General features: G+C 34.2%; 22 protein-coding genes. 8 read left to right on the forward strand and 14 right to left on the reverse strand.

The genetic code is table 11. The features are described from left to right. Nucleotides 1-189: 189 nt before the first annotated feature. The 7 genes from ACYSNW_RS05810 to ACYSNW_RS05840 form a co-directional block, all read right to left on the reverse strand. On the reverse strand, nucleotides 190-1,371 hold the full coding sequence (locus tag ACYSNW_RS05810; protein ID WP_461743533.1) for a MalY/PatB family protein: 1,182 nt from the start codon (nucleotides 1,369-1,371) through the stop codon (nucleotides 190-192). Then, nucleotides 1,358-2,401, reverse strand: coding sequence for a M42 family metallopeptidase (locus ACYSNW_RS05815; protein WP_461743534.1), 1,044 nt, complete (start codon nucleotides 2,399-2,401; stop codon nucleotides 1,358-1,360). The genes ACYSNW_RS05810 and ACYSNW_RS05815 overlap by 14 nt, the downstream gene beginning before the upstream one ends. Further along, nucleotides 2,392-3,468, reverse strand: a complete 1,077-nt coding sequence (locus ACYSNW_RS05820) for a M24 family metallopeptidase (protein ID WP_461743535.1) — start codon at nucleotides 3,466-3,468, stop codon at nucleotides 2,392-2,394. The genes ACYSNW_RS05815 and ACYSNW_RS05820 overlap by 10 nt, the downstream gene beginning before the upstream one ends. Nucleotides 3,469-3,607: 139 nt before the next feature. Further along, the gene (locus ACYSNW_RS05825) at nucleotides 3,608-4,957 is read right to left on the reverse strand and encodes a PTS sugar transporter subunit IIC (protein ID WP_461743536.1); all 1,350 of its coding nucleotides are present in this window, start codon (nucleotides 4,955-4,957) and stop codon (nucleotides 3,608-3,610) included. An 18-nt stretch (nucleotides 4,958-4,975) separates the two neighbouring features. Then, nucleotides 4,976-5,308, reverse strand: coding sequence for a PTS sugar transporter subunit IIB (locus ACYSNW_RS05830; protein WP_461743537.1), 333 nt, complete (start codon nucleotides 5,306-5,308; stop codon nucleotides 4,976-4,978). Between the two features lie 17 nt (nucleotides 5,309-5,325). Beyond that, nucleotides 5,326-5,637 carry a PTS lactose/cellobiose transporter subunit IIA gene (locus tag ACYSNW_RS05835; RefSeq protein WP_461743538.1) on the reverse strand — a complete coding sequence of 104 codons (312 nt, stop codon included), beginning with the start codon at nucleotides 5,635-5,637 and terminating at the stop codon, nucleotides 5,326-5,328. 13 nt (nucleotides 5,638-5,650) lie between these two features. Further along, on the reverse strand, nucleotides 5,651-7,558 hold the full coding sequence (locus tag ACYSNW_RS05840; protein WP_461743539.1) for a BglG family transcription antiterminator: 1,908 nt from the start codon (nucleotides 7,556-7,558) through the stop codon (nucleotides 5,651-5,653). A 207-nt stretch (nucleotides 7,559-7,765) separates the two neighbouring features. Between ACYSNW_RS05840 and add the strand changes: the two genes are divergently transcribed. Both add and ACYSNW_RS05850 read left to right on the forward strand, forming a co-directional pair. Continuing rightward, on the forward strand, nucleotides 7,766-8,788 hold the full coding sequence (gene add, locus ACYSNW_RS05845) for an adenosine deaminase (RefSeq protein ID WP_461743540.1): 1,023 nt from the start codon (nucleotides 7,766-7,768) through the stop codon (nucleotides 8,786-8,788). A gap of 421 nt (nucleotides 8,789-9,209) precedes the next feature. Continuing rightward, on the forward strand, nucleotides 9,210-10,493 hold the full coding sequence (locus ACYSNW_RS05850; protein WP_461743541.1) for a helix-turn-helix domain-containing protein: 1,284 nt from the start codon (nucleotides 9,210-9,212) through the stop codon (nucleotides 10,491-10,493). 313 nt (nucleotides 10,494-10,806) lie between these two features. On the opposite strand, the gene ACYSNW_RS05855 is transcribed toward ACYSNW_RS05850, so the two are convergent. The 5 genes from ACYSNW_RS05855 to ACYSNW_RS05875 form a co-directional block, all read right to left on the reverse strand. After that, nucleotides 10,807-11,445: a DUF5052 family protein gene (locus tag ACYSNW_RS05855; protein ID WP_461743542.1), complete on the reverse strand. Its 639-nt coding sequence runs from the start codon at nucleotides 11,443-11,445 to the stop codon at nucleotides 10,807-10,809. A 458-nt stretch (nucleotides 11,446-11,903) separates the two neighbouring features. Next, nucleotides 11,904-12,809: an L-lactate dehydrogenase gene (locus tag ACYSNW_RS05860; protein ID WP_461743543.1), complete on the reverse strand. Its 906-nt coding sequence runs from the start codon at nucleotides 12,807-12,809 to the stop codon at nucleotides 11,904-11,906. Between the two features lie 29 nt (nucleotides 12,810-12,838). Next, nucleotides 12,839-13,330 carry a cupin domain-containing protein gene (locus tag ACYSNW_RS05865; RefSeq protein ID WP_461743544.1) on the reverse strand — a complete coding sequence of 164 codons (492 nt, stop codon included), beginning with the start codon at nucleotides 13,328-13,330 and terminating at the stop codon, nucleotides 12,839-12,841. 243 nt (nucleotides 13,331-13,573) lie between these two features. Beyond that, nucleotides 13,574-18,124 (reverse strand): Cna B-type domain-containing protein, encoded by a 4,551-nt coding sequence (locus ACYSNW_RS05870; protein WP_461743546.1) that lies wholly within the window; start codon nucleotides 18,122-18,124, stop codon nucleotides 13,574-13,576. A 279-nt stretch (nucleotides 18,125-18,403) separates the two neighbouring features. Next, nucleotides 18,404-18,856: a GNAT family N-acetyltransferase gene (locus ACYSNW_RS05875; protein WP_461743547.1), complete on the reverse strand. Its 453-nt coding sequence runs from the start codon at nucleotides 18,854-18,856 to the stop codon at nucleotides 18,404-18,406. 337 nt (nucleotides 18,857-19,193) lie between these two features. Between ACYSNW_RS05875 and ACYSNW_RS05880 the strand changes: the two genes are divergently transcribed. Then, nucleotides 19,194-19,358: a hypothetical protein gene (locus tag ACYSNW_RS05880; RefSeq protein WP_461743548.1), complete on the forward strand. Its 165-nt coding sequence runs from the start codon at nucleotides 19,194-19,196 to the stop codon at nucleotides 19,356-19,358. Nucleotides 19,359-19,474: 116 nt separating this feature from the next. Continuing rightward, nucleotides 19,475-19,885: a hypothetical protein gene (locus ACYSNW_RS05885; RefSeq protein WP_461743549.1), complete on the forward strand. Its 411-nt coding sequence runs from the start codon at nucleotides 19,475-19,477 to the stop codon at nucleotides 19,883-19,885. A gap of 138 nt (nucleotides 19,886-20,023) precedes the next feature. Here the strand turns inward: ACYSNW_RS05885 and ACYSNW_RS05890 are convergent, their stop codons facing one another. Next, nucleotides 20,024-20,428 carry a hypothetical protein gene (locus ACYSNW_RS05890; protein ID WP_461743550.1) on the reverse strand — a complete coding sequence of 135 codons (405 nt, stop codon included), beginning with the start codon at nucleotides 20,426-20,428 and terminating at the stop codon, nucleotides 20,024-20,026. A 325-nt stretch (nucleotides 20,429-20,753) separates the two neighbouring features. After that, on the reverse strand, nucleotides 20,754-21,098 hold the full coding sequence (locus tag ACYSNW_RS05895; RefSeq protein WP_461743551.1) for a hypothetical protein: 345 nt from the start codon (nucleotides 21,096-21,098) through the stop codon (nucleotides 20,754-20,756). 276 nt (nucleotides 21,099-21,374) lie between these two features. Here ACYSNW_RS05895 and ACYSNW_RS05900 point away from each other — a divergent pair, with 276 nt between their 5' ends. The 4 genes from ACYSNW_RS05900 to ACYSNW_RS05915 all read left to right on the forward strand — a co-directional run bounded on the left by ACYSNW_RS05900 (nucleotide 21,375) and on the right by ACYSNW_RS05915 (nucleotide 26,278). Beyond that, nucleotides 21,375-22,457, forward strand: a complete 1,083-nt coding sequence (locus ACYSNW_RS05900) for an LLM class flavin-dependent oxidoreductase (RefSeq protein ID WP_461743552.1) — start codon at nucleotides 21,375-21,377, stop codon at nucleotides 22,455-22,457. A gap of 15 nt (nucleotides 22,458-22,472) precedes the next feature. After that, nucleotides 22,473-23,039, forward strand: a complete 567-nt coding sequence (locus ACYSNW_RS05905) for an NADPH-dependent FMN reductase (protein WP_461743553.1) — start codon at nucleotides 22,473-22,475, stop codon at nucleotides 23,037-23,039. Nucleotides 23,040-23,402: 363 nt separating this feature from the next. After that, the gene (gene licT, locus ACYSNW_RS05910; RefSeq protein ID WP_461743554.1) at nucleotides 23,403-24,254 is read left to right on the forward strand and encodes a BglG family transcription antiterminator LicT; all 852 of its coding nucleotides are present in this window, start codon (nucleotides 23,403-23,405) and stop codon (nucleotides 24,252-24,254) included. A 125-nt stretch (nucleotides 24,255-24,379) separates the two neighbouring features. Beyond that, the gene (locus tag ACYSNW_RS05915) at nucleotides 24,380-26,278 is read left to right on the forward strand and encodes a beta-glucoside-specific PTS transporter subunit IIABC (protein WP_461743556.1); all 1,899 of its coding nucleotides are present in this window, start codon (nucleotides 24,380-24,382) and stop codon (nucleotides 26,276-26,278) included. Nucleotides 26,279-26,302 lie beyond the last annotated feature (24 nt).

Consider the following 26,302-nt stretch of genomic DNA (forward strand, 5'->3'; position numbering starts at 1 on the left):
GTCTTTTCATTAATAGTAATAGAATTCTTAACTAATGGGAAATGATACGGTAAATCAAACTCTTATAATGAACAAAAATAGGTGTCTGTAATCTAAATTTAATCCAGCCATTTTTTAGTTTACAGAATGAGCCAACTTAAAAAAAGACTGACTTCTTGCTTTACTTATGATTTAGTGAACTGAGCTTAGTTATTTTTTTAGTGACTGGACAGCCCTCAGTAACCTTTGCCCTCCATCAATCACCTTCTCTTTAGGACAACCTAGATTAAACCTTACATAGTTCGCCCCTTCCACTCCGTAAGTACTCCCTCTCATAATCGCTACTTTTCCCTGTGTCACTAATTCTTTTTGTAATTCATCCATCGTAAAATTAGCATGTTCAATAGCTATCCAACCTAAATATGTAGCCTCTGGAATATCAAAATGAATGCATGATTCCCTCGCAAGCATTTCATTCAAGCACTCAAAATTTTCATCAATCACTTTATTTAATTTTCCCACCCATGCTGCTTGATTATTATAACAGTCCATTGTGGCTAAAAGAGCTGGATATGAAATAGACGATAAACCATCTCTTCCCTTCAAATGCAACAAAAATTTTTCTCTCAACGTCTCATCGGAGAAAATAGCATATGATCCGCCTAAACCAGGTGTATTAAACGTTTTCGATGGTGAGGAAAGTAAGGCATAGGCTGTTTTAATTTGATCATTTAAACGAACTAAAGGGATATGGTTTTGTTTTGGGCGACGAACATCCATATGAATTTCGTCACTGATAATTGCTAAATCATACAAATTACATAAATCAATGATTTTAGCTAACTCCTCTTGTCTAAAGACTCTACCTGTTGGATTATGGGGATTGCACAATAAAAAAGCAGTTGGTTTTTCTTTAGCTATTACTTGTTCTAATCGATTAAAATCGATGATAAATGTGTCTGATTGCTTTACCAACGAAAAAGGTAAAAGCTGTCGTTGATTTTGAGAGATACAGCTAAAAAACGCATCATAACAAGGTGTTAACGTTAAAATTTTATCATTAACTTTCGTTAACAATTGGATACAAGTGGATAGGCTATAAATAACACTTGGTGAATAAACACACCATTCAGGGTCTACAAAACAATCAAATCTCCTAGCAAACCAATGACTGATGCTCTCTTTATAATCTAAATGATTCCAACGAGTATAACCAAAAAAGCCTCGGTCAATTGCTTTTTTCAATTCTACTCTAGTTCCCATAGGAATTTGAAAATCCATGTCAGAAATTGAAAACGGTAGTAATCCCTCTTCTCCAAAGCGATCCTGTACATAATCCCATTGTGTCGAGTATGTACCATAACGGGAAAGTTGTTCATCAAAATTGGTCAATAATCTCGCTCCTATCTTCTAAAACTTGCACCACTTTTTTGATTAATTGAGCCGTTCCAACAACATCTGAAATTTCTGCCACAGAATTCCAAGAATGACAATATCGAACGGGAACACTTAAAACAATCGTCGGTTTTCCTTTATCTAATTGGACAGAACCAGCATCTGTTCCACCCCCATTAAATAAATCATATTGATAAGAAATCTGCTCTCTTTCAGCTACTTCTTTCACAAAATCCAATAGTTTTAAATTGCCTAACGCCGTTTTATCAGCTATCACAAGACCTGTTCCAGCGCCTAAAATTCTAGTTGAGTAATCAGCGGCTTTGGGCGTATCTTTACCATTCGCTACATCGATAACGATATTAATAGCGGCATCTACAGTTTTCGCAGCAATTTTCGAACCACGTGTTCCTGCCTCCTCTTGAACAGTTGCAACGCCAATTACTTCTATTTGATCAAGCGTAAGTTGATTTAAAACAGTTGCTACGATAGCACAAGCCACACGATTATCTAACGCTTTACCAATAATCTTAGATCCATTGAAACTTTTTTGGGCTGTTGTATTTGGTAAAATCATATCACCTATCTGTAAACCCGCTTGTTCCAATTCAGCTTTTGAATGCGCACCAAAATCAATATATAGTTCATCCATCGGTACTATTTCATTGCCCATTTTACTTGCTTTAGGTAAGGTTCCAACCACTCCATCCAAAGTAGCTCCTGTTTTCCGACAAGTCGCTCTAACTTGTTGCCCTAAAATAACTGGACTCCACCAGCCACCGATTGGATAAAAATAGACAAAACCATCTTCTGTAATTCGTTGAACACAAAAACCAACTTCATCCATATGCGCATAGATTGCAACTTTCTTTTTCTCAGTCTTTAAATCACCAAAATACAGATTTCCAAAAGCATCTTGAGTAGAAATGCTATCAATTGATTTTTTCAAATAGTTTCGAACGGCTTGTTCTTGCCCAGGCAATGCATCTAAATTTGATAATTCCAGTAATAATTTTTCTATTTCCATTGTAGATTGCTCCATTCTTTCGGAAACTTCGTTAAGGTTTCCGCTTCTCCTGCTTGATCAATCAAGATATCATCTTCTATTCTAATTCCAAATTGATTAGCCAAATAAAGTCCTGGCTCTATAGTAAACGTCATATTTTTTTGAACAGTCAGTTGTTCAATTTTTGAAACTGCTGGAAACTCATGACAAGATAGACCAATCCCATGACCTAAATTATGGGTAAAAAAAGAAGCCAACTTTTCTAAATGCAATTCTTGTCTAACTGACTGTTCAATTTCAGCTAAAGGCTGATTCAAATGAATTCCTCTAATCGCTTGTTCTTGAATAAATAAGAGCTTCAAATAATACTCTTTTATTTTTTTATCAACGGAACCAAAAGGAATCGTTCGGGTAATATCAGAATAATAACCTTGATAAATTGTCCCAAAATCAATCATAATTAATTCATTTGCTTCAATGATTTTTTCGCTAGCATGCCCATGAGGTAAAGCAGTTCTCCTGCCTGAAGCAACAATTGTTTCAAACGCGGGACCCGCACTTCCATTTTTCTTGCTACGATAATCAATTTCATTCGCTAAATCTAGTTCTGTCATTCCAACTGAAATTAACGGTAAAATATCCATTAAGGTTTTATCTGCAATTGCTGCTGCTTCTCTAAGCGCAGCTACTTCAGTTTCAGATTTTATCATTCTAAGTTTTTCAACCAAATTGATTGTTGGAAACAGTTCTCCATGATTCATTCGTAACAATTGATCAATCAATAAAAATTTTTCATACGAAATCGTTTGTTGTTCAAAGCCAATTTTCTTATTCTTTATCAACGAAGATATTTTTGAACAAAACATTTCCTGATTAGAAACTTCAATTACCTCTATATTTGTTACTTGATTTTGCGCCTGTTCTATATAACGACCATCAACAAATAATTTAGCGTCCTTTTCAGTGATTAATAACCAACCGTTCGAACCAGTAAAGCCTGTTAAATAGCGCCAATTAATTTTATCGGTTATTAAAATTCCATCTATTCTTAATTGCTCTAGTTGTTCCCTTACCTTCGCAATACGCATACCATTCTCCTTTCCTCATCAAAAGCTGGTGAAATCTTCTTATTCAAATCACTAGCTGACTGCTAATCAACCAAGATTTTTAGCAGTCAGCTAGCAATTTTCTCTATTCAAAAACTCCTTTTTTTTACTTACCAAACGATTAAAAATCAATATCTGTTAAGTAAGCTTCATCTTCTTCAGAAATTACTGAGTTATTCTTCTCTTCTTTATTTTTGGCTTCCCGATCAAATTCTTGTTTTTCCAATACTTTAAAGAACGGTAAATACAGCATGAAAGATAATCCTACTTGTACTAGTTGAATGATGATTGAGCGCCAATCAAATCCTGTCAAAAACCCTTCTAAAAAGACTGGAACATACGGCGGATCGAAAATTGGATAGTTCAATAGCCCTAATTTCATCGCAATCATTGGTAATAACCCAACAAATGCTCCGCCAAATATAAATGGAATCATTAAGACTGGATTCAAGATAATTGGTACCCCAAATAGCACAGGTTCATTGATCCCAAATAGAGTCGGTAAAATCGCAACCGCTCCCACTTTCTTGTACCTCAACGATCTACTAAATAACATGGCCAACACTAAACCAATGGTCACACCAGAGCCTGTAAAGTTTCCATAAGCTGACATTGCACCACCAGTAATGACATGTTTCAACGGTTCTCCCGCCTCATGAGCTGCAATATTTTCAGATAAATATTGAACTAAAATTGGTGACAAAATAGGTGACAACACCGCTGAGTGAATACCGAAAAACCAAAAAACTAAACGTAAAACTAAGACAAAATAAAGTACCCATAGTGAATCTAAACTACCGATTGCTGGAGCCAACACATCCATCACTACTTGCGGTAATAAAACGCCACCAGATAAATTATCAGTTACTGCACGTATAACAATAAACAACACACCGATTGCTGCTGTTGGTGTGATCAATTCAAACGAACTAGAAACAAAATCTGGAACGCCTTCTGGCATTTTTATAACTAACTTATGAACAGTAAAGAATTGATAAAGTTTGACGGAAATAATGGCAACAAAAATTGCTGTAAATAACCCTTTCGAGTCCAAATAATTCGCGATAATATTACCAGAATCATCAACATCCATCGAGACGATCAAAAAAGCAATAGCTGATAGCATCATCGAACCAACGGTATATAACTGATAACTTTCACTTAAAAAATAAGAAATAGACAACACTGCATATAGTCCAACTAACCCTAATGAAACTTTTGATAAAATACTGAAGATATACCCATATGTTTCAAACCAATTAGCGACCCCTTGAGTCTGGATTAGTTCAGGTATAGAAGGAAAGATTGCTGCGATTGATCCCAAGAGCAAAACAGGCGTCATGACGACCATTCCTTTTTTTATAGCAGTTAGATAGGCATTATTATCCACCTTGTTTGCAATAGGAACTAGCGTTTTTTGAATAATTGCTTCAACTTTTTCAAACATCCCTGGTTTCTTTGAAGTTTCCATTATTTTCTCCTTCGTTTTTTATTTTTGTGCTTCATGTTTTCGATAGGCAACTAACGCTTGTTTCATAACAGTCGCTCCATCCATCGATCCATAAATATCTGATGTCAATAAAACGGTCGGTTTATTGACTTTTTCAACCTCTCCTTTAATAAAATCATATTTATGGCTTAACTGTGGTCCCACCAAAATCACATCATAGTCGTCAATATAGCGATCTAACTTATCCACTCCGATTGCTTCCATCGGATAGTCTTTTTCATCTAATTTCTGTGATTCCTTAACCACCTTTTTCATTGATTCCATCATCATTGTTGTTGAAAAACCACCTGCGCATACTAATAAAATTTTCATCTTTTTTCCTCCTAAACTTACTTTTTATTTTCTTTTAACATTTCAATCATTTCTTCAATTAAATCGCGAGCTAAAATACTCGTCATCAAATGGTCTTGGGCATGAACCATCAATAAACTACTTTCTCGCGGTGTTCCATTGATTTCTTCGGTAATTAATTTTGTCTGAACGTCATGCGCTACAATACTTTTTTCTTTTGCCTCATTCATTTTTTCATCAGCTGCTGTAAAGTCACCTTTTCTAGCTAATCGTAGTGCTTCAAATGCAGCTCCTCTTGAATCACCTGCGCTTGAGATTATTTTAAAAATATCTAATTCTTGTTCATTCATACAAATGTCCTTTCTACAATAAATTCTTTAGATAAATCATAAAGGATTCATAATTTTTTATTCGAGTTAATTCCTCGTCAAGTTTAGGATCTTCCATCATTTTGATCATCAAACGACTGATTTCCTTGTGTAAATTTAAATGATTCTTCTTTATATTGATCAAAAAAATAATACGAACTCTTTTTTCTTGATACATCATTTTCTTAGTGGGAAGTAAAACAGAAATGACTTCCTTTTTTGCTACCTGCTCCATGGGATGTGGTCCAGAGATCCCTTGTCGATAGATCGTATCGATCAACTTTTCTCTTTTCAACATACTTTTGGTAAACCCTGATTTCGCCCACTGTTCTTCCTCTAGCCGTTCTCCTGCAACCTGTAACAAATCTAAATACTCTATTTCATCTTCAACGATCGAGAACCATTGCTCATCGAATAACTCCAATAAATATTGGTCACTGTCGATTGATTCTTTTTTTGATTCCTTTAACAAGTTCAAGTCTTGCTCGATTTTATTCAATTCATTCTCAGCAGAAATATCTTTTATAAAAATCAATGGGATCCGATTGATTTTTTCTAATTCTGGTACAGTCGAGATCAATAAATCATACCTATCATCAATACTATTCAGTTCATTTAAAGCGAAAGTTTCAATTTTAGCCTGACTAAACAATCGCTGTAGATTTACTTTTAATAAGTAAGCTGCACCACCGCCTGTTGTACAAATAACCGCAATTTTTTGATAACTTTTGATTACTTGTGTTGATTGCTTTTCCAAACTAGCTGCAAAATAAATTGCGATATAACCAATTTCATCTTTCGTAACATTATTCTCTAAATCTTGACTGAAGGAAGCAATAAAGTCTAAGGATACATTAAAAACATTGGTAAAACGTGTATACACGCTCTCAATAATTGGGTTTTCAAGCGGTTGCTTTAAATTCAAACGTTGAATCAACGGAGCCATATGGACTAAAAGCGCATTCGAAAGTTCTGTATCTTGTTGAAAGTTAGTATGGTACTTACTATCAATTGCTTCTAGCGCAAGTTGAATCCTTTCTTTAAATTCTTGTTTCTCGATTTCACCATTTAAACGAACAATTTTTTCCTGTAGTAGTTCTTTTAGATAATTACGTTCAACGTTTGAAAAGTTAATAGTGTATTTAGTTTCTAAATACGCACTAATTTGTTTCGTCAATCCATCTACTTCTCCTAAATCATTCACTTCGTCTTTTTCAAGTAAAAAGTTATTTAACAGGCGAACACATTGAATTTTAATATTCAGAATCAATTCATCAAAAATAAGATCATTTACTTTTAAGTGCTGTTCCCTTATCTTACTTGCTACAAAGATGCGTAGTTCTTTTTCATCGATCGTATCGATTTGTTGATACTGCTCTAACTTTATTTCTAAAAAACCACCTATTTTCTTTTGTAAATACATGATCGTTTTTCGTTTATTTCTTTCCGTCCCGATGATTTTCGCCCCATAATGTGCTTTCCTCATAAGGTTTAAGTGAAATTTCCGACAATACTCTGCAACATTTTTCATATCGATTTTTATCGTTGAAAAACTGACATTGAGCAAGTTGGTCAATTCTTTGACAGTAAAATACTTCTCATTCATCAACATGATCAAACAGATGATCTCTACTCTCTCATTACGGCCTTTTCCACCTAATAGATCCATGGGATTGTTTTCTTTCAAATATAATTCCGTTTTCTTTCTATCCCTAATTTCCAACTGGAATCCTTTACCTCTTACTCTATTTACTTTAAATCCGTTATTCTCTCCGACTTCATTCAGCAAATTGATATCATTAGAAAGAGTTCTCGAAGATATATCGAATTGTTTCATTAACTGTTCCGTCGAAACGGTCAAATTATTTGTATACAAATAATGAAGAATGGCATCTGGTCTCATCTGTTTTCCTCCCGCTTACGCATTTCACTATACAATGTAAGCCCTTTATTTAAAAGACTATTTCTTGCAAGTATTCTCTGCAAGAAATGACCTTTGAATTCCCCAAAAATATTTTTTAGCAAAAAAACGAACAAAAATCATGACCACCTTTAAAAAAAATGGTATATTACATATATAACTTAATTATAAACAAGGAGAGTGCTCTAAATGTCCGGATATACAACGAAAGAATTTATCAAAAATCTACCTAAAGCAGAATTACATTTACACTTAGAAGGTTCTTTAGAACCAGAATTAAAATTAGCGCTAGCTAACAAAAATAAGGTAGATATCGGTCAATCAACTATCGAAGAAGTAAAGGCATCTTATGAATTTGATTCCTTACCTAGTTTTTTAAATATCTATTATCCAGCAATGAATGTTCTACAAACTGAGGACGATTTTTACGAACTAGCATCCGCATATTTAAAGAAAGCCGAAGAACATAACGTGTTACGAGCAGAACTTTTCTTTGATCCTCAAGCTCACACCTCTAGAGGTATTGCTTTTGAAACAGTGATCAATGGCTACCACCGTGCTATAGCTGAAGCAGATGATTACGGGATCTCAGCTGATTTAATTATGTGTTTTTTACGCGATATGAGTGCTGAATCTGCAGAAGAAACTTTTGAACAAGCGCTTCCGCACTTAGATAAAATCATTGGGATCGGTTTGGATTCCGATGAAAAAGGGAACCCACCTAGCAAGTTTGCTGCTGTTTTTAAAAAAGCTCGTGCTAAAGGGTTAAAATTGACTATGCACTGTGATATCGATCAAGAAAATACACTCGAACATCTCCGTCAAGTGATCGAAGATATTCAAGTAGATAGGATCGATCATGGAACGAATATCGTAGCAGCTCCTGAATTAGTTTCGGTGATCAAAGAAAAAGGGATTGGATTGACAGCTTGTCCTGTATCTAATGGTTTTGTTGTTGAAGATATGAAAGGCAAAGAAATTAAAACCTTACTAGATCAAGGAGTAAAAGTAACCGTAAATTCAGATGATCCGGCTTATTTCCAAAGCTACATTTCTGACGACTTATATACTTTAGCAACTCACTATGACTTGACTCAGGAAGATATCGTTAAATTAGCAAAAAATTCATTTGATATCGCTTGGATCACAGACGCGGAAAAAGAAGTATATCATCAAAAAATCAATGACTACGTAGCTCTGTTTGACTCATAAAAGTAACCGTTTACGTGTCCATTAAAAACCAATTTACACAATAGTGAATCTATAAGATAAAAGTGCTCAATGCCAAGAATCAAGTAGGTACAATACCTCGTCGAATCACTTCGCTCTTCAGACTTATCACAATAAGCGACCAATCACGAAAATGACAAGAAACACGAAAGGTTCCCATTCGATGTTGAATGATTCCTACTTGGTGTTTTTCAAATTTTTGTGATTGGTCGCTTATTTCAGTATGAATGACTTCTATTCTCTAACTTAGAGTCAAAATTATTGCATAATGTCCACTCAATCATCGATTCAGATATTTTTTCCTCTTAAATCCCAGATACGAAAACAAAATCCAGCAAAATTGGCAAGGTTCTTTCCCAATAGTTACGTTATACTAATGATACAAGCTTGTGGAGGAAAATAAATGACACTAACTATCCAACAAATACTAGACTTGATCGAACAACGACTGGATTCCCAGCTGACTGCTGCAGAGTTAGCTGAAAAATCAGGTTATTCCACTTTCTATTTCTATCGTCTATTTCAGCAAGAAGTGGGTATGCCGATCATGCAATATATCACGCGGCGTAAATTACTGGCAGCGATCATTGAAATATCAAAAGGAGCAGGTATTACCGAAACTGGTTTAAAATTTGGCTTCGCCACTCATTCAGGCTTTTTTCGTGCCTTCGTGAAAGAATATGGCTTTTCACCTTCCGATTATTTAATCAACTGTCCCTTGCCGCTCCAGTATTGCGTACAACTCGAAAAGGAGCAGTATAAATTTATGCACATCAATCAAATCAAAAAACTTTTACCTAACTGGAATATGACCGTAACAAAAGTAGCGCCAGTTTATCAACCCAACGGTAAACACCTATCTGAACATGTCTGGCAAATTGGTACAGAATACTATTTGAAATTGTTTGACACTTTTGATTCTTTGCAACGAGAACTTGCGGTCATGGATCAAATAAAAAACAAGCAAAAAATCCTTCCTAGTGTTACCGGAAAGGACTACATCAAGGTGCAAGAAAATTATTTTGTGCTGTTTCATAAAGCGATAGGAGAGCCCATCCTTTCAGCTGATATTTTGAAACATCCGGAAGAAGGGCGATTCATCGGGGAAAATATTGGTCAGCTAACACAACAGCTTGCTATGGTCACTGGTGATTTTCCAGAAAATGAGCTCCTTAAAAATATCACAGAGTGGGCTCTACCAAAAGCTGGTCAAACACTAAAGCTAGCTTCAAAATGGACCAAAGACTTTCAAGCCCAGATCACTAAGCTCTTTCCTGAATTGCTTCGACAAGTGATCCATCGAGACTTGAATGGCGGAAATCTTTTAGTAGCGAAAAATAGCTTTACACCCATTGACTTTGATTTGGTTGAAATCAATTTCCGTGTCTATGATCCTTGTTACTTTTTAACTTCAGTATTATCTGAACAATTCGGCAAGGATACTTTCACTACTGATCGTTGGTGGGAACTAGTAAGAGAAATTTTCATAGGATATAATAAAGTAGTGAAGTTGACAAATCAAGAAAAAAAGGCGATCCCTTATATCATGTTATCGAATCAATTAGTTTGCTTAGCTTACTTTAGTGAATATGAAAAACATAATCGATTTCTACTGATCAATAAGAAACTAACACAGTTTTTGATCACAGAATTCGATAAACTACTACGCATCAGCTGTACACTGTGACTCCATCAAATAAAAAGAGTCCTAACTTCTTTCGACACCACTAACATGAAGTTAGCGTACTCTTTTTCTGTATAAAAACTTTCTTATATCCATACTAAAATATACTAAAATCCCGACCCATTCATCTTAGCTTAAACAAAATTCAAGAAAAAATATATCTCCACAACTGATATTCCTATCTGTATCATGAATACTTGAGTCCTTTTCATTTAAAATATAGAATTCATTCAAAAACAGCCTCACTGATAGTAGACTCTATATTGTATAAGCGAATGTTATTAAAAAATCGCTAGTCTATCAGTAATCAGCATCTTTAGTTGTTCAATAATAGTTTATTATCATATACTGTGTAATCACATCTATAGACAAAAAGTCTTTTCCCATCCACTAGAAAATTAGTAGACGAAGGAACATCTGTATCAGACATTCGAATACTGTCTCCTGTAAACGTTGCTAAAGGGGAGCCATTTTGACTTCTGATCAATATCGTTTTGGACTTCCCTGTAAAATCATTTTTAAAATCGTTCACCATACTGTTTAAAACTGGCACCGTTGAACGACTATTTGTTATGTCTACTTTTTTAGCATATTCTTCAAAAACATTCGTCATTCCGTCTTCATAGGCAATCAACGATGAACCCACGTGCGTCATATTTTCTCCACCGACCGTGATCGAGAGTACTTTTGATTCTTTACTTGTTTCACCGTCAGAATTTTTTCTATCAAAAGTTGTATCTTTTTCGATCCTAACTGATTTACCTTTTACTGAGTCGATCAGTTGTGAATCACTATCATAGGTTTGGATCACCATACTCAAGCCTTTAAAATCTTGAGTGAAATCCTTCCCCCAATTTAGTAAATCTGTACAGCCGGATAAAGTAAGTACAGAAACTAACATAACTATGGCTAATACTGCTATTGTATATTTTTTATTATGCTTATATTTTTTCATTTAAAAATTGCTCCTTTTTTTATAATTGAGTGCTGATTTTACACTAAGTCCAAATGATATCAGGACAAAAATAGTTAGTCCTGAAAACCAGTTAAATATTGCGCTCCATGCAATGATGAGGTTTAGAAAATTGCCGAGCTCCTGATTACTTTATGCCGTCCAATCAAGGGCATAAAACAATCGCTTAGGAGCGAGCAATTGGACGAAACAGCAAGCAGTGCGCTCCATGCAATGAATGATGTTTAGGAAATTGCCGAGTTCCTGATTGCTTTATGCCGTTCAATCAAGGGCATAAAACAATCGCTTAGGAGCGAGCAATTGGACGAAACAGCAAGCAGTGCGCTCCATGCAATGAATGATGTTTTGGAAATTGCCGAGTTCCTGATTGCTTTATGCCGTTCAATCAAGGGCATAAAACAAAAGTAATTCTCACTTCTGTTTCACTCACTTTTCGCATTTTAAATTGCTTGATGCATCTCTTTAATTCTCATTACAGAGCGCTGCCACTGCTCTTCTTCTTCAACAGGTAAATCAGGTTTATAACGGGCGATGATTCCCTGTTTACCAATTTTGGCTGGGTGACCAATGTAGATACCATCTTCTTCGGAATAAGCCGAAACTGGAAAAATCATTTGTGCATCAGTTAAAATTCCTTTAGCAATCAATGTTGCTTGATTCGCAATACCGTAACAAGTATAGGTTTTTCCAAAGAAAATACGCCAACCACCAGCTCTAGCCTCCTCATCTAACTGAATTAGCTCACTTTTAGAAAGTTGTTCTTTTAAGTTCCTTCCTGCCACAGACACTGTAGACCAAGCGATAAATTGCGTTTCTCCATGTTCACCTAAAACATAGCCACAAACACTGTTTGGATGAACTTCCATAGCAGAACCCACCGCTTGCTTCATACGAACGGTATCTAAAGACGTTCCTGTCCCAATGACTTGATTTCGAGGTAGCTCCGTCAGTTCTTGTAAGTATTGTGCAATTACATCACAGGGATTGGTGATTGATAACAAAATTCCCTTGAAACCAGAAGCTTTGATTTTCGGAGCCCATTCTTCGACTGCTTTTTTTGTAAATTCTAGTTCCTCAAAACGATCTGTATCACCTTGTAGTAGTTGGATATCACCTGCGGAAAAAATAAGTAAATCGCAAGTGCCCAATTGCTCTAGCTCATTGCCACTAATTCGAACAGATGAATGATTGCCAATCTGACCTTGCAGTAAATCATTCACTTCAGCCTCAACTAATGCTTCATTTTTATCATAAAGTACAAGCTCGTCAGCTACCTGCTGATTGATCAAGGAAAATGCTGTCGTACTCCCGACATGACCTAAACCAATAATTCCAATTCTTCTCATCTATTCCCTCCATGATTACTGATTTTGAATTAATCCGCTAATTTTTCAAAAGCTAATTTCTCAATAATTTCAAGTTGTTCAGGATACGCTTCTTGCAATTCTTTTTTAGTAAATAAGGTAAAATCTTCAAATGAAAAACCTGGTGCAACCATACAGCTCACCAAGGCATAATCATCCCCTTCATTGACCGATGAACCAAAAATTGACCCTCTCTCAACCGTATATTGCAAAACATCCCCCTGTTCAAGATCCAAACCTACAGATGTTTCTTTGTATGAACCATCCTCCAGTAATTCATGAACCTTTAATGAAGAACCATAATGAAAATACCACACTTCATCTGCCGTTAAACGATGAAAATGAGAAGGGCTTTCTTCTGTCAATAAAAAATAAATATTCGTATATAGTGGACGCTTTTTCTCTTCCAACCACTCATTCGAATGAGATAATTCTTTATAGAAACCACCTTCTGGGTGTGGAATCAAACTTAATTTTTCAATCCAATAGTGTTTATCTAGCATAGATATAACCTCCTTTTATTCTATTCAATGTTTTCCTATCTATCATACCACGTGAAATACATATGAGACAAAAACACTATTAGTTTAGTAGTTGAATTAGCACTAAACGCAATGAAAAATGGAAATTAGAATAGACAATTGAATATATAGCTAGTAAACAATCTTTGTCTTGAAGAAATTTTTTATAACAGTTAAAACTAAAAAAGAGACACCAACAGTTTCAGGCGCCTCTTTCCTTATCATTTATTTTCTTGTTAAATTCTTTGTTCCAACATATCCTACAGAGGTAATTAACAAAATTCCTAGAAGCGTAATTAAGATCGTTTGTTTTTCTCCAGTAGATGGGTAGTTTCCATTCATTGAAGTTGGTTTATTGCTATTTTTAGGATCATTTGGTTTAGGTTTTTCATTCGTTTGATGCGTATTCGTAATAATGATATTCCCTTTGTCTTCATCATTGATTGTTGCTTCATAACCTTTTACATTACTTACTTCTTCAACAGTATAACTAACCATTTCACCTGCATTTTTTTCTGCTAAATCACTCCAAGTTGTTGTCCAATGATTCGTTTCATTTAATTCGACAACTTCACCCACTTTTTTACCATTTGCATATAATTGAACCTTAATACTATCTGGACGAATTCCATCTTGATTGTTGCCGTCATTCCAGGCTTTTGTAACTGTAACGCTTGTTTTCCCTGGTGTGTAACTATTTGTAATCGTTGTTCCGTCGATAGTCGTCGTATATTCTGGGACGCTGTTTTCAGTCACCGTATAGATGATTTCTTGACCGTCTTGATATTTTGGTAAGTTTTCAAAACTATACGCCCACCCTTCTTTTTCGTTAACTTCTTTGGAATCAATTAGAACACCATTTGCTAAAAGATTAACTACGATTGAATTTGGACGTTTGCCATCTTGATTATCATTATCGTCCCAAACTTTACTCCCTTTGATTTCTGTCACTTCTGGAGTATGCGTATTAGTGATAATGATATTTCCTTTATTTTCATCATTGATTGTACTGCTATATCCTGAAACTTCGTCTATTTCTTTTACAGTATAATCGATTACTTTTCCCGCTTCTTTTTCTGCTAAATCATCCCAAGTTGTCGTCCAATTATTGCTTTCATTTAGTTCAACAGGCTGACCCATTTCTTTCCCATTCGCATATAATTGAACCTTGATACTATCTGGACGAGTCCCGTCTTGATTATTCGCATCATTCCAAGCTTTTGTAACTGTAACGCTTGTTTTCCCTGGTGTATAACTATTGGTAATTCTTGTGTCATCAATCGTTGTTGAATATTCAGGAACTGTGTTTTCAGTGACTGTATACGTAATTTCTTGACCGTTTTGATATTTTGGTAAATTTGTAAAACGATACTCCCAATTCTCTTTTTCACTGATCTCTTTGGAACCAACTTGTACACCATCTGCCAATAAGTTAATGGTAATCGTTGTTGGACGTTTGCCATCTTGGTTATTGGCATCTTCCCATTTTTTATTCCCTTCGACTTCTGTCAATTCTGGTGTGTGCGTGTTCGTAATAATGATATTCCCTTTGTTTTCATCGTTAATTGTAATACCATATCCAGCTACATTATCTACTTCTTTTACTGTATAATCAATTACTTTTCCTGCTTCTTTTTCTGCTAAATCATCCCAAGTTGTCGTCCAATTATTGGCTTCACTTAATAAAACTGGCTCTCCAGTTTTTTTGTCATTTGCATACAATTGAACTTGGATACTATTCGGACGAATTCCATCTTGGTTATTCTTATCATTCCAGGCTTTCGTAACTGTAATACTTGTTTTCCCTGGTGTATAGCTATTGGTAATTGTTGTTCCTTCAATCGCTGTTGAATATTCAGGTACCGTATTTTCAGTGACTGTATACGTAATTTCTTGACCATCTTGATATTTTGGTAAATTTGTAAAATGGTAAGCCCAGTCTTCTCTTTCACTAATTTCTTTGGAATCAACTTGCACACCATCTGCTAGTAGATTCACCGTAACAACTGCTGGACGTTTGCCATCTTGATTATTCGCATCTTTCCATTTTTTATTTCCTTCGACTTCTGTCAATTCTGGTGTATGCGTATTCGTAATAATGACATTCCCTTTATTCTCATCGTCAATTGTTATTTCATAATCAGAAATAGCGTCAACTTCTTTCACTGTATAAGTAATGGTTGTTCCCGCTTCTTTTTCTGCTAAATCATCCCAAGTCGTTGTCCAAGCATTGGCTTCGTTCAACTCCACTGGTTCTCCTGACTCTTTACCATTTGCGTACAATTGAACCTTGATACTATTCGGACGTTTTCCGTCTTGATCATTGGCATCATTCCAGGCTTTCGTAACTGTGACGCTTGTTTTCCCTGGTGTATAACTATTAGTAATTGTTGTTCCTTCAATTGCTGTTGAATATTCAGGCACCGTGTTTTCAGTGACAGTGTACATAATTTCTTGACCGTCTTTATATTTTGGTAAATTTGTAAAACTATAGGTCCAATCTTCTTGTTCACTGATTTCTTTGGAATCTACTTGCACACCGTCTGCTAGTAGATTAATCGTAACAACTGCTGGACGTTTGCCATCTTGATTATTCGCATCTTCCCAAATTTTACTGCCTTTAACTTCTGTCACTTCTGGGGTATGTGTATTCGTAATAATGATATTTCCTTTATTTTCATCATTAATCGTACTATCGTAGTCAGCAACATCACTTACTTCTTCCACTGTATAATCAATTACTTTTCCCGCTTCTTTTTCTGCTAAATCATCCCAAGTTGTTGTCCAATCATTGGCTTCGTTTAATTCTACCGGTTCTCCTGACTCTTTACCATTCGCATACAATTGAACCTTGATGCTATTTGGACGTTTTCCGTCTTGATTATTCGCATCATTCCAGGCTTTCGTAACAGTCATACTGGTTTTTCCTGGTGTATAACTATTGGTAATCGTTGTGCCCTCAATTGTTGTTGAGTATTCAGGTACACTATTTTCAGTAACAGTATACGTAATTTCTTGACCGTCTTTATATTTTGGTAAATTTGTAAAACGATAGGTCCAGCCTTCTTTTTCACTAATTTCTTTAGAATCAACTTGTACACCATCTGCTAATAAGTTGATTGTAACGACGGTTGGACGTTTGCCATCTTGATTATTCGCATCTTCCCAAACTTTATTGCCTGTAATTTCTGTCACTTCTGGAGTATATGTATTCGTGATGTTCGTTCCATCGATAGCTGTAGAATATCCTGGAACTTCATCCTCAGTGACTGTATAGACAATTTCTTTCCCATCTTTAAATTTAGGCAAATTGTTAAATTGATAGGCCCATCCTTGTTGCTCTGTCACTACTTTTGTTTGAACAGCTTCTCCATCTGCTAAAAGATTCACTAAAATAGCTAATGGACGTTTTCCATCTTGATTATTGGCATCTTCCCATTTCTTGATTCCTGCTAAATTAATCAACTCAGGTTTATAAGAATTCACTAAGAGAATCGCTTTTCCCTCATCGGTAACTTTGATTGTTAAATCATAGCCAGAACCAGCAGCCAGCTCTTCTCTAGCGGTATAATACAATTTATTGCCACTTTCATCTTCAACAGGTAAATTTGCCCAAATATGTTCCCAACCATTTTCTTCATTCAATAATTGTTGATCGCCAAATTTTGTTTCATTCCCTGTAGTGATACTTTCAGTATTCGTATAGATATAGGGTTGGTTACTTTGATATAATTGTACCGGCAATATTACAGGACGTTTCCCATCTTGATTGTTTTCATCTTCCCAATGTTTTAGTACCGAAAAAGAAGTTTCCGCTGAGTCTAAATCAATACTAGTTCTTGCAGTCAAAACTCTTTCTATTTCTTGATAACCGCCTAGCGGTTGGACACCACTAGAAACAAAAACTAGATAGTAAGGTTGTCTAGTTTTCAACATTGTATCTATATTGAAATAGATTGTTGTATCATCTGCCTTATCTTCATCAATAAATGATTTTGGTACGTTAATCAGAATTGTACGGTCTTGGTAATTTTTTTCAATTGTTACATCATTCGTAATCGTTGTCGTTTTACCATGCTTGTATAGTTGCACAACAATATTGGTTTGATTGTCATCAATTTGAAAAAGATGTTCTGCTTCATCGTCTAAATTATCCTCAAATTGGAGTTTGTAATTATAATAGGTTCCATCATCGCCATTAGGTCTAATTTCTGTTGCATTCACTTCAATGTCTTTCATTTTATTAATCACTTCTTGATAAGAAAGATCGTTGGTTGGCTTCGTCTTGGCCTCATTATATAACTCATTCACCAGTGGATTAGACTTAATTAATTCCTCGTTAAATTGACCACCAGTAAATTTCCAAATCACAATTTGCACAGCAGCATATCTTGTTAACTCATTTGCATCTTGATAACTAGGGACGTTGGCTACGGACTCTTGTTTATTTTGATTTTGATAAAATGTTTCCATCAACCATAGCACAGAACCAGATATTTTTTCATTAAGATCCACTTTATAACTATTTCCAGATGGATAATACTTACTTTCATCTAAACAAAAATATAAATTTTTATCATTATCTACTATTGTGTATAATCTAGAATTCAACATATTTAAATTTTTCAGTTTAACATTTGGATTATCCTTTAAATTCGTTTCAATTCGAACATTTGTAATCGGGTCTGGAGGCAATATTGTCGTCTCCGCCTGCGCAACTTGAGAAATACTAATAAAACCTAACATTATCAATAATGAATAGATATATTTTTTCATTGAATTTTCATCCTTCCAATTAAGTCTCTAGCTTATTCATAGTATACTTCTTGAACAACCTATAGAAATTTTAAATCTTGTCTGATTTAACGACAAATTACAAGGAGATGCTTAAAGTAATCGTTAAAGGTAAAAATTTTTCCTAGAAAAATTTAAAATTGAAAGATTACGATACTATGAAACTACATATTAGCATGTCTATTCCATATCATTTTTTGTTTTTTTCAAAAAAACTCACTCCTTACTTTTGAAAAAAACAAAATTAGGAATGAGTTTTATTTAAGATAAATAGAAAACCATTTTAAAATCAACAACTTTTAATGCTTGGTTAATCACCGGTCCTGAAACGATTTCAAAACCGCACTTTTTATAAAATGGTACCGCCAATTCTCGTGCATCCACTCGAATTTCTCTATAGCCTTTCTTTTGAAGTTCTTGAATAAGCAATTCAAGCAATTTTTTCCCTATCCCTCTTTTTTGATGAGCAATAGCCACTGCAAAAGCTGTTAAATGAGCAATTTGATCAGCTTCTTCATAATAACTCAAAGTACCAACCAGTTGTTCCTCTTCAAATGCACCAAAAAAAGTATTATCTTTTTCAATTTTCAAATTTTCTGAATAAATACTTTTACCGATAGGAATCCGTAATAATTCATTTCTTAGTTCTAACGATTCTTTATAAATCAAGTGATCTAACGTACTGTATTTTCTAAGTTTGTACATTTTCTGCATTATTCCCTCCATCAATTTATAAGTTACATTCGTTTGATAGAATTCTAACAATCAAAAACAAGTGACACCAAATATTTTATTAATAATACAACATGCATTCCTCTACTTTAAAATTCATTTAAATAACAATCATCATATAGTTGTCATTTTGTTCGATTATTAACAAAAATTGTAATAGAATTTTCGTTATATATCAATACATATCAAAAAATAAAATAATAGCTGTTTTTTTATAAAAAAAAATGACAGTTCCCTAATAAATGTGCATACTATTAAAAAAGTATTTTTTATATTATGCACAGAAACATCACTCTAAAAACAAACTAAGGAAGATCCTATGAATAAAACAAATTTTGTATTTCTTTTAGTGATTATAACCACTTTAACAGGTTGTAAAAACAATAATTCAAACCCTGCCTCAGCTGCTCAAACAAATCATACAACAACAGAATTTACTGTGAATAATTTAACAACCTCAGAAAAAAATCTATTGAATCCTTAAGAAAAATAATAAGTGATTACAATATAAATAACAATATAATCAGCAATCAAGAACTTTTAGATTTTAGTAAAACTAACACACTTTATGATGACAAAGTCTATGGGTTCTTACGTTTTTTGATTGATAATAAAGGATTAAGTGAAGAAAAAATCAGTAAAAAATACCTTGCAAACACTTCACTTACAGTCATTCATTCACAGTTAAGCGAATACACACAAGTTACCTTAGATGAATTATATAAAGAACCTAATTTATATTTGAACAAAAAAATAACTTTACTTTTTTTAAATTCAGGACTGACAACAAAAATGAACGATGCTTACATTTCTGTAATCAATGATCTCAACCGGAATAGTTATTTGAATTTAAATGTAAAAGATAATACGATTGTCAGTCAATCTAAGTTAGATAAAAATGGCTGGATTTATGTTAGCGGTACCTTTACTAATTACAGCCTTACTAATACGATTGGAACATTTAAAGTTTACATGGACAATATTATCGAAATTTCACTAGAACGACCTTAATCCCTTTATTTATGATCATTAAAATTAGCGTGTCATCAGCTATCAATTTTGATACACTTCTGCTATTAAGGAGTGTCCGAAAATCAACCTCTATTTTTATCGCAAGCAAAACTTAGTCCTCATTTTTACGCCTAAATATTAGATAATATCAAATAGCATATACGCTAAAATCAGCCACAGCGTGAAAGATAACGCATTAAATAAAAGCGAAAGATAGAATAAAAGATGTTTTCTATAAGCTTTGGTAGAATCTGACTCCAACAAAATCAAGTTTAATAAATTCAGCATAATACTAATCGCAAAACCAAAATACAGATGTTGCAACACTAATTCAATCGGCTTATTACTTTTAGAAAAATCGGATACAGCCAATGTTCTTAATGAGACGATCAAGGTAAAAATTGAAGGAGAATAAAAAATTGAAAATGCTTTAGATATTTTATCTTTTTTTTCATTCGCATAATAATATAGCCTTCCAATCGAAAAAAAGATACTTAGAATAATAATTATTCCTACTAACCATAAAAAAGTATAATAATTCATAAAAACCTCCATTATAGTATTCTTTTCTAGCGCATAAAGCTGTTGCTACTAAGATACACCCTTTTTCTTTTCGGTCATCCATCGCTTTTATTTCTCACTCTCAAATAACTTTATACTGATAAATTTACTCGAGTATGAAAAAAAAAAGAGAGACTCCTAGACCCAAACAAATCAGATACATGATTGAATTAATCTTTTTTTCAGTCTTTATCATACTCAGAAGGAATTTGAGAACTTACCAAAATTCTGATTATTTTACACCGTTTATTAGATTTTAAAATTTTTTCCCCTCTTCCACTCAATTCATCTACTTAATATACTAGCCTTACTTGTCCTTTATTAAACTATCAAAATTTTGGATTGCCGCTTCAAATTTATTTTCCAATGATTTCAACGAACTGTCTAAAATCGCTTTTGTCTCTGATGTTCTATTAATTATCTGGGGGGGTGTAGTCTCCAAATCAATTAGCTTGATTGCTACCCAATCAACACCTCTTTTTTCAATTGTAATTTGAGGATGAACAGCTGTTGCTCCACAGGCATCCACTACTAAAAAAGCAAGTTCTTTTTGCTCATCCGATACACATCTAATTCGATAATATCCATCTTTAAAAAATTTCTTTTCAGAATTGAATACGCGTTCAAATTGATCTACCGTTATCTGTTTCATGATTATCCATCCTTTTATACTTAATAGCGCTAGCTAAAAACAGTTATTTTTGTGTTGTTTCAATTATATTTCTTTGTTTGACCTTACGCTAGTATTTTTAATTGTTCAAGTAAAAAATAGAATTACTACAATTATTTTTTAGCAATATCATGATTTCTATTACCTAAAACTGCTTCTTTTAACTTCTACCTAGTCAATCCAGCTAAAAGCATTTTACTTACTTTTTATAAGTAAATATTTTATACTTAAAAAAAAAGAGTAAAGTAGGTAATTACAATGACTGATTTAAACTATAAAAAAAATCTAAATACCTTGCCACAGTTTGATCCAGCTAAAAAATTAGAATTTGGTGTTTATTCTCTTGGGGAACATATGCTCAATCCACGTACTAATGAAAAACAAACGGCTCAAGAACGTTTAAATCAAATTAAGGAAATGGCTATTTTAGCTGAACAAGCGGGCATTGACGTCTTTATGTTAGGCGAAAGCCATCAAGACGGCTTCGTCTCACAAGCCCATGCGATTATTCTATCTGCCATTGCACAAGCAACTAGCACGATCAAAATTTCCAGTGGTTCAACCATTGTCAGCACTTCTGATCCCGTACGGATTTTTGAAAATTTTTCCACGATTGATTTGCTTTCTAATGGACGTGTTGAAATAGTTGGGGGACGGGCTTCGCGGATTGGTTTATTTAAACTTCTTGGTTATGATCTAAATAATTATGAAGAGTTATTTGAGGAAAAATTTGATTTACTTCTACAATTAAATCGTGAAGAATACATCACTTGGAATGGACAATTTCGTGCGCCTTTAGATCACGCACATATTATCCCAAGACCGCTCAATGGGCATATACCAATATGGCGTGCTGTTGGTGGAGGACCTGGAAGTGCAGTTAAAGCTGGAGCAGCTGGGGTTCCAATGACATTAGCCATGCTTGGCGGGCCCGCTAGTATTTACAAACGAACAATCGATACTTATCGAGAATCAGCTAAAATGGCCGGCTATGATCCAGATTCATTACCACTTGCAACAGGAGGCTTTTTCTACATCGCTAAAGATATGGATACTGCTTTGAAAGAATTCTATCCTCATGTAAATCATGGGTTTATGCAGTCAAATGGACAACCTTTCAGCAAGCAAGCTTTTGCCCATGCGAGAGATCCAAAAAGTATTATGAACATCGGCGAAATCAATCAAGTCATTGAAAAAATTCTATATCAACATGAACTCTTTAATAATCAACGTTATATTGCGCAACTTGATTTTGGTGGTCTTCCGTTTTCAAAAATCATGGAAAACATTGATATGTTAGGGAATAAGGTCTTACCTGCCATTCGAAAATATGCAAAATAAGGAGGAAAATAGATAATGAAAACCGTTTTTTTATCTGGTTCTCTTGTGGGAACCAAAACCTTAATTAGTATCAATACCTTAAAAAAAAACTATCAAGAGAAATATCCTGACCATGATGTTTCTCTATTAGACCTAAAAGAACTTTCTATTGAGTTTAGTGATGGCCGTAATTATTTAGATTACGATGGTGATACGGGATTTGTGACCAAGGAAATCATGGCAGCTGATATTATTTTTATCGGATCACCCACTTTTCAAGCATCTATTCCAGCTACATTAAAAAATATTTTTGATTTATTGCCTCAAAAAGCCTTAGAAGGAAAAACTGTAGGAATCGTAATGACTGCAGGTTCGCAAAGACATTATTTGATTGCGGAAATTCAGTTAAAACCTATTTTAAGTTATATGAAAGCAAATATCGTTCCAAATTATGTTTTCATAGAAGATGTTGATTTTATGAATAAAGAGTTAAGCAACGACGATGTCTTGTTTAGACTCAATAATTTAGTTGAAAATACCGTTGTTTTGGCAGAAAGTTACCAACTTGCTCAAAGAAAATTAGAGGAAGAGTATGGTTTTTAAAAATCAAAAACGGCACAATTAGCAAATTCTGAATATTGTGCTGTTCTTCTTTTAGATAAACTTGTTCTTTACAGTAATGGACTTACTCACTGAGCCTTCTGGTTAAGTTTGAATTACAGACAATGATTTTGATTTATTTCCCACATTTTTAATTGTAATCATTACTTTCTGTTTCGTTTTATTCTATTGCTATTTTTTTATTTCCACAAAAAAAAAGCAAAATAAGAAAGCGTTGACATTCCTTGTTAAATAGGATATTCTTACTTTGTTAGAAGGATGGTTATTATTAAGTTAAGCTAGACCTAAACAAACTCACTTAGGGTTGTTTAGGTCTATTTTTATATAATAAAGGGAGCGGTTATTTTGAAAATTGTCAAGGTATTAAACAATAACGTTATCATTGCTCTAAATGAAGAGGACGAAGAGGTCATCTTAATGGGGAATGGTTTAGGTTTTCAGATGAAACCTACCTCTACCATTTGTACTGAAAAAATTGAAAAAGTATTCAAACTAGAAAATAAAGTTGAAAAAGAACAAATTGAAAAATTGTTTTCAGAAATATCAGAAGATGTTATTGCTGTTTCTTATGAAGTGATTCATTATGCTAAAAAAGACCTAGAGAAAGATTTAAAAGAATCTGCCTTTATTACGCTAGCTGATCATTTACATTCTGCTATTCAGCGTAATAGAAATGGCATACAGGTTAAAAACTTTTTACTTTGGGATATTAAGCGTTTTTTTCCTGATGAACTGAAAATCGGTCAAAAAGCAATTGATATTGTCAACAAACAACTCAATACGACACTCTCAGAAGATGAAGCTGGTTTTATTGCTTTACATATTACAAATGCAAGTTTAGATAATGGTCACGAAGATGCTGTTAGTTTGACTCAGTTAATTGAAGAAATTCTAACTGTCATCAAATATACTCTACGAATCAATTTTTCAGAAAATGATATTTATTTCCAACGCTTTATTACACACTTAAAATTTTTTTCTCAACGAATTTTAAGCAATCAAAATCAAGAAACGGAAGATAATCAAGTCCAAAACGGTTTGTTTGAACTTGTAACCAAACAATACCCAGAAGCCTTTGAAGTAACAAAAAAAGTCTCTGAGTATTTAAAGACTCGTAGAAACTACACTATTTCGAAAGATGAACAAGTCTATATTATGATTCATCTAGCAAGAATTATCGATAAAACAGTTAATTAAGATATTTTTCTTAAAATATATTTTTTGATAGAAAGGAGTAACTACGCAATCCTGTGGAAAGGAACGGATCGTGACATTAAGTTGGCGAAACCTTTGAATAAACTAAACTATTTGGAGGTAATAACATGGGTAAATATGAAGAATTAGCAAAAAAAATTGTCAAAGAAGTCGGCGGAAAAGAAAACGTCAATTCATTAACGAACTGTATTACTCGTCTTCGTTTCAAACTAAAAGATGAAAGTAAAGCAAATACAGATGTTTTAAAAAATATGGATGGCGTGGTAACTGTTATGCAAGCTGGTGGTCAATACCAAGTTGTTATTGGCAATCATGTTCCCGATGTAAGAAAAGATGTGGATGCTGTTTTAGGTGTACTCGAAGCTCCTACTGAATCTGGACCAAAAGGAAATTTATTTGACCAGTTCGTTGATATGATTTCATCTATTTTCCAACCGATTTTGGCACCCCTATCCGCTGCCGGTATGCTAAAAGGATTGAATGCCATTTTGATTTTCGCCTTAGGTTCTAGTTTTGCCGATTCATCCACATCTGCTGTCTTTAATGCGATGGGAGATGGATTATTCAAATTCTTACCAATCTTTATTGGGTACACCGCAATGAAAAAATTTGGTGGTTCACCATTTCTTGGAATGTTGATTGCAACAAGTTTAGTCTATCCTGGATTTTTAGAAGGAGCGGCAACTGCTCAGTTCGCTGAATCGGGAGGACTTAATTTCTTTGGTATACCATTTTCTATTCCACCTGCAGGTTACGGCTCAACTGTAATGCCTATTATTGCTTCAGCTGCTTTTGCTGCTTTTTTAGAAAAACAATTAAGAAAAGTGATTCCTGATGTTATTAAATTATTTATTGTTCCGTTTTTAACAGCACTTGTAACGATTCCAATAACATTCTTAGTAATCGGACCAATCATGAATACCGTTTCTGATGCTTTAGGAAATGGATTACTTTCTATTCAAGGCTTCAGCCCAATTCTATTTGGTGCTATTCTTGGTTTCTCATGGCAAATTCTGGTTATGTTCGGTCTTCATTGGGCAATTATTCCGTTTGCAATTATCGCTTTATCTCAAGGAAATCCAACAGCACTATTAACACCAGTAGGTAGTGTGAGCTTTGCTCAGACTGGTGCGGTATTAGCTGTAATGCTTAAAACTAAAAATGCTCGATTAAAAGAATTATCAATCCCTGCTTTTATTTCAGGCCTCTTCGGCGTAACTGAACCAGCGATTTACGGGATTACACTTCCTAGAAAAAAACCTTTTTGGGCATCATGTATTGTTGGTGGTGTAACTGGAGCAATCGCTATGGGCTTAGGTATGCAAGGCTATCAAATGGGTGGTTTAGGTATATTCCGTTATCCAAGTTCGATTTCACCAGATGGTGATGTTAAGTTTGCCATTTACGCTATCATTTTAGATGTCTGTGCTATTATTGCTGGTTTTGCACTTGCATACGCTATTGGATTTAAAGACGACGAGCCAACCATTACATTATCTAAAGAAGAAGCTAAACTAGCTGCTACTGGACAAAGTAAAAAACTATCAAAAGAAGAAATTTTTTCTCCTATTGAAGGTCAAGTATTACCATTAAGTGAAGCTAAAGATGGTGCCTTTGCTGATGGTATTATGGGGAAAGGTGTTGTGGTTGAACCAACTAATGGTGAAATTGTTGCCCCATTTGATGGAATTGTCATGACTCTCTTCCCAACAAATCATGCGATTGGTCTCATTTCAGAAAATGGCGCAGAGGTTTTGATTCATATTGGCATCGATACAGTTCAACTTGATGGAAAAGGGTTTAAAGCTTTTGTTAAGCAAGGCGATGCCGTGAAAAAAGGGCAAAAATTAGTTCAATTTAATATTGAAGAAATCGAAAATAGTGGCTACAGTACACAGGTTCCAATCATCGTTACAAATACTCCTGACTTTGCAGATGTTATTCCAACGTCTGAAGCAACAGTTAAACGCAGTGACTTATTAATTACAACGGTGATTACCAATTAAAAAGTAACCAGAAAAGGAGCAGAT

It is taken from the genome of Enterococcus sp. LJL99 (genome assembly GCF_054871725.1).

What these genes read in the sequence shown, in the direction of transcription:
- ACYSNW_RS05875 (WP_461743547.1), bottom strand. Translation starts at nt 18,856, where the DNA reads ATGCAGAAAATGTACAAACTTAGAAAATACAGTACGTTAGATCACTTG.
- add (WP_461743540.1), top strand. Translation starts at nt 7,766, where the DNA reads ATGTCCGGATATACAACGAAAGAATTTATCAAAAATCTACCTAAAGCA.
- ACYSNW_RS05840 (WP_461743539.1), bottom strand. Translation starts at nt 7,558, where the DNA reads ATGAGACCAGATGCCATTCTTCATTATTTGTATACAAATAATTTGACC.
- ACYSNW_RS05890 (WP_461743550.1), bottom strand. Translation starts at nt 20,428, where the DNA reads ATGAATTATTATACTTTTTTATGGTTAGTAGGAATAATTATTATTCTA.
- ACYSNW_RS05830 (WP_461743537.1), bottom strand. Translation starts at nt 5,308, where the DNA reads ATGAAAATTTTATTAGTATGCGCAGGTGGTTTTTCAACAACAATGATG.
- ACYSNW_RS05880 (WP_461743548.1), top strand. Translation starts at nt 19,194, where the DNA reads ATGAATAAAACAAATTTTGTATTTCTTTTAGTGATTATAACCACTTTA.
- ACYSNW_RS05855 (WP_461743542.1), bottom strand. Translation starts at nt 11,445, where the DNA reads ATGAAAAAATATAAGCATAATAAAAAATATACAATAGCAGTATTAGCC.
- ACYSNW_RS05815 (WP_461743534.1), bottom strand. Translation starts at nt 2,401, where the DNA reads ATGGAAATAGAAAAATTATTACTGGAATTATCAAATTTAGATGCATTG.
- ACYSNW_RS05895 (WP_461743551.1), bottom strand. Translation starts at nt 21,098, where the DNA reads ATGAAACAGATAACGGTAGATCAATTTGAACGCGTATTCAATTCTGAA.
- ACYSNW_RS05825 (WP_461743536.1), bottom strand. Translation starts at nt 4,957, where the DNA reads ATGGAAACTTCAAAGAAACCAGGGATGTTTGAAAAAGTTGAAGCAATT.
- ACYSNW_RS05915 (WP_461743556.1), top strand. Translation starts at nt 24,380, where the DNA reads ATGGGTAAATATGAAGAATTAGCAAAAAAAATTGTCAAAGAAGTCGGC.
- ACYSNW_RS05900 (WP_461743552.1), top strand. Translation starts at nt 21,375, where the DNA reads ATGACTGATTTAAACTATAAAAAAAATCTAAATACCTTGCCACAGTTT.
- ACYSNW_RS05835 (WP_461743538.1), bottom strand. Translation starts at nt 5,637, where the DNA reads ATGAATGAACAAGAATTAGATATTTTTAAAATAATCTCAAGCGCAGGT.
- ACYSNW_RS05870 (WP_461743546.1), bottom strand. Translation starts at nt 18,124, where the DNA reads ATGAAAAAATATATCTATTCATTATTGATAATGTTAGGTTTTATTAGT.
- ACYSNW_RS05905 (WP_461743553.1), top strand. Translation starts at nt 22,473, where the DNA reads ATGAAAACCGTTTTTTTATCTGGTTCTCTTGTGGGAACCAAAACCTTA.
- ACYSNW_RS05865 (WP_461743544.1), bottom strand. Translation starts at nt 13,330, where the DNA reads ATGCTAGATAAACACTATTGGATTGAAAAATTAAGTTTGATTCCACAC.
- ACYSNW_RS05860 (WP_461743543.1), bottom strand. Translation starts at nt 12,809, where the DNA reads ATGAGAAGAATTGGAATTATTGGTTTAGGTCATGTCGGGAGTACGACA.
- ACYSNW_RS05820 (WP_461743535.1), bottom strand. Translation starts at nt 3,468, where the DNA reads ATGCGTATTGCGAAGGTAAGGGAACAACTAGAGCAATTAAGAATAGAT.
- ACYSNW_RS05850 (WP_461743541.1), top strand. Translation starts at nt 9,210, where the DNA reads ATGACACTAACTATCCAACAAATACTAGACTTGATCGAACAACGACTG.